Consider the following 2810-nt stretch of genomic DNA (forward strand, 5'->3'; position numbering starts at 1 on the left):
GGCACCGGGCGCGGCGCCGGCCGGGGCGGTCAGGGTGAGGGCGAGTGCTGCGGCGGCGCCGGCGGCCAGAGGTGCGGAGAACAGGATGCGCATGAGTCCCTCCCGAGGACGTGACCCGCGATCACGAGTGGCAGCAACCTAGGCCCGCCCGGGCGGCGCGACAAGGGGCCGATGTCCCGGGACACCGAGCGAGCGGGAGGGGCGCGGCACGACGCGCCTGACAGGCCCCCGACATCGCTGTGGAAGGGAGCGACACTCCCTTCCACTCTCAACGTATAGCGCAGGGTGGGTCTTGCGGCAAGGCCCCCGGCAGGGCCGAGAATCTCCGGCCGGAGCCGCGCATCGACCGGGGGAGCACGACCTGTGGAGTCTGGACAGCCGTTGACCGAGCCGTTGACCGAGCCGTCGACCGGGAGCGCGTTCGCGCTCGCCGACCACCTCGCCGCGAAGGCGGCACCGAGCCTGATCGAACAGGACGAGCGGCACTTCGCGGCGATCGCGGAGAGCCTGGCCGCCGCCGTCGCCGACCTCGAGGACCGGCTCGACGCCGCGCGCCGAGCGCCCGCCGGGGTCGGTCAGGAGGCGCTCGAACGGGACCAGGAGGTGCACCGGCTCACGGCCCGGCTGCGGATGCTGCGCAGGTACGGCCTCGACCTGTGCCTCGGGCACATGGTCGGCGCCGAGGACCCCGAGCCGGTGTACGTCGGGCGGCTCGGCCTGACGGACCGTGCCGGACGCCGCCTGCTCGTGGACTGGCGCTCCCCGGTGGCCGAGCCCTTCTTCGCGGGGACCCACGCCCACCCGATGGGCCTGGCGAGCCGGCGCCGCTACCGCTGGATCGGCGGCCGCGTCGCCGACTACTGGGACGAGGCCTTCACCGCCGAGGAACTCACCGGCCACGCCGCCGCGCTCGACGACCAGTCGGCGTTCATCGCCAGCCTCGGTGCGTCCCGGTCGCCCCGGATGCGCGACGTGCTCGGCACGATCCAAGCCGACCAGGACGCGATCATCCGGGCCGGCTCGCGCGGCGCGCTGGTCGTCGACGGCGGCCCCGGCACCGGCAAGACCGTGGTCGCGTTGCACCGCACGGCGTACCTGCTGTACGCCGACCCGCGGCTGGGCCACCGTCGCGGCGGCGTGCTGTTCGTCGGTCCGCACCAGCCCTACCTGGCCTACGTCTCCGACGTGCTGCCCAGCCTCGGCGAGGAGGGGGTGCGGACCGCGACGGTGCGCGATCTCGTCCCCGAGGGGGCGACGGCACCGCCGGAGGCCGACCCGGCGGTGGCGCGGCTGAAGTCCTCGGCCCGGATGGTCGCGGCCGTCGAACCGGCCGTGCGGCTCTACGAGGAGCTGCCCACCGAGGCCATGGTCGTCGAGACGCCGTACGCCGATCTCAGGCTCGGCGTCGACGACTGGGCGGAGGCCTTCGGCGCGGCCGACCCTGCGCTCCCGCACAACGAGGCCCGCGACGACGTCTGGCTCGCGCTCGTCGCGATCCTGCTCGACCAGGTCGACCCCGACGAGGTGCCGGTCGACCTGCTGCGTCGATCGCTGGCGCGGCACCAGGCCCTGCTCGACGCGTTCGACCGGGCGTGGACGGTGGTCGACCCCGACGACCTGGTCGGCGACCTGTGGACGGTGCCGGCGTACCTGCGCCGGTGCGCGCCCTGGCTCGGGCCCGACGAGGTGCGGCTGCTGCAGCGCGAGGAGCCCAGCGCCTGGACGACGTCCGACCTGCCGCTGCTCGATGCCGCCCGGCAGCGGCTCGGCGATCCCGACGCGTCGCGTCGCCGGCGGCAGCGGGAGGCGGCGCTGGCGGCGCAGTCCGAGGAGATGTCGCACGTGGTCGACCACCTGGTCGCCACCGACGACTCCGAGATGCAGGTGATGTCGATGCTGCGGGTGGCGGACCTGCGCGGTGCGCTGGTGGACGAGGGGGCGGCACCCACGGCCGACCCGGACGTGTTGGCCGGGCCGTTCGCGCACGTCGTGGTCGACGAGGCCCAGGAGCTCACCGACGCGGAGTGGCAGATGCTGCTGCGCCGCTGCCCCTCGCGGAGCTTCACGATCGTCGGTGACCGCGCGCAGGCGCGACACGGGTTCGCCGAGTCCTGGGCGGAGCGGCTGCAGCGTGTCGGCCTGGACCGGGTCGAGCTCGCGTCCTTGAGCATCAACTACCGCACGCCCGCGGAGATCATGACCGCGGCCGAGCCGGTCATCCGGGCCGCGCTGCCGGACGCCAACGTGCCGACGTCGGTGCGTGCGACCGGCGTGCCGGTCCACCACGGCGCGATCGGCGACCTCGAGCCGCTCCTGGACGCCTGGCTCGCCGAGCATCCCGAGGGGACGGCCTGCGTCGTCGCCGCCGCCGGGGGTGCGGGGGGCGTGGACCTGCCGCCGCGGCCGCGCGTCCGGGTGCTGACCCCCGAGCTCGTGAAGGGGCTGGAGTTCGACCTCGTGGTCCTTCTCGCCCCGGCCACGTTCGGTGACGGCATCGAGGGCGCGGTCGACCGCTACGTGGCCATGACCCGCGCCACCCAGCGCCTGGTCGTCCTCACGTGAGGTCCGGCCCGGCCCTCCGCCGCGGGTGGTGGGTCGGCCGCGGGTCGGAACCTTCTGCGGTTTGGTCACCAACGGCGATAGGTAAGCGCTTACGTACTGCGTTTGGTGACCAAACCGCAGACCCGGCGGGGCGGCGGGCGGCGGCGACGGCGGGGGCTCGGCCGTGGGGTGGCGGGTCGGCCGCGGGTCGGAACCTTCTGCGGTTTGGTCACCAACGGCGATAGGTAAGCGCTTACGTACTGCGTTTG

At 74.4% G+C, this 2810-nt stretch carries 1 protein-coding gene; it reads left to right on the plus strand.

Annotated elements, in window-relative coordinates; all coding sequences use genetic code 11:
• Nucleotides 1-393: 393 nt before the first annotated feature.
• Entirely contained in the window at nt 394-2562 is a 2169-nt protein-coding gene (gene helR, locus VGD85_RS18750; RefSeq protein ID WP_331064946.1) for an RNA polymerase recycling motor ATPase HelR, read from the plus strand.
• The last annotated feature ends 248 nt before the right edge of the window (nt 2563-2810 follow it).

It is taken from the genome of Nocardioides sp., from assembly GCF_036401255.1.
In the GTDB taxonomy this organism is placed as follows: domain Bacteria; phylum Actinomycetota; class Actinomycetes; order Propionibacteriales; family Nocardioidaceae; genus Nocardioides.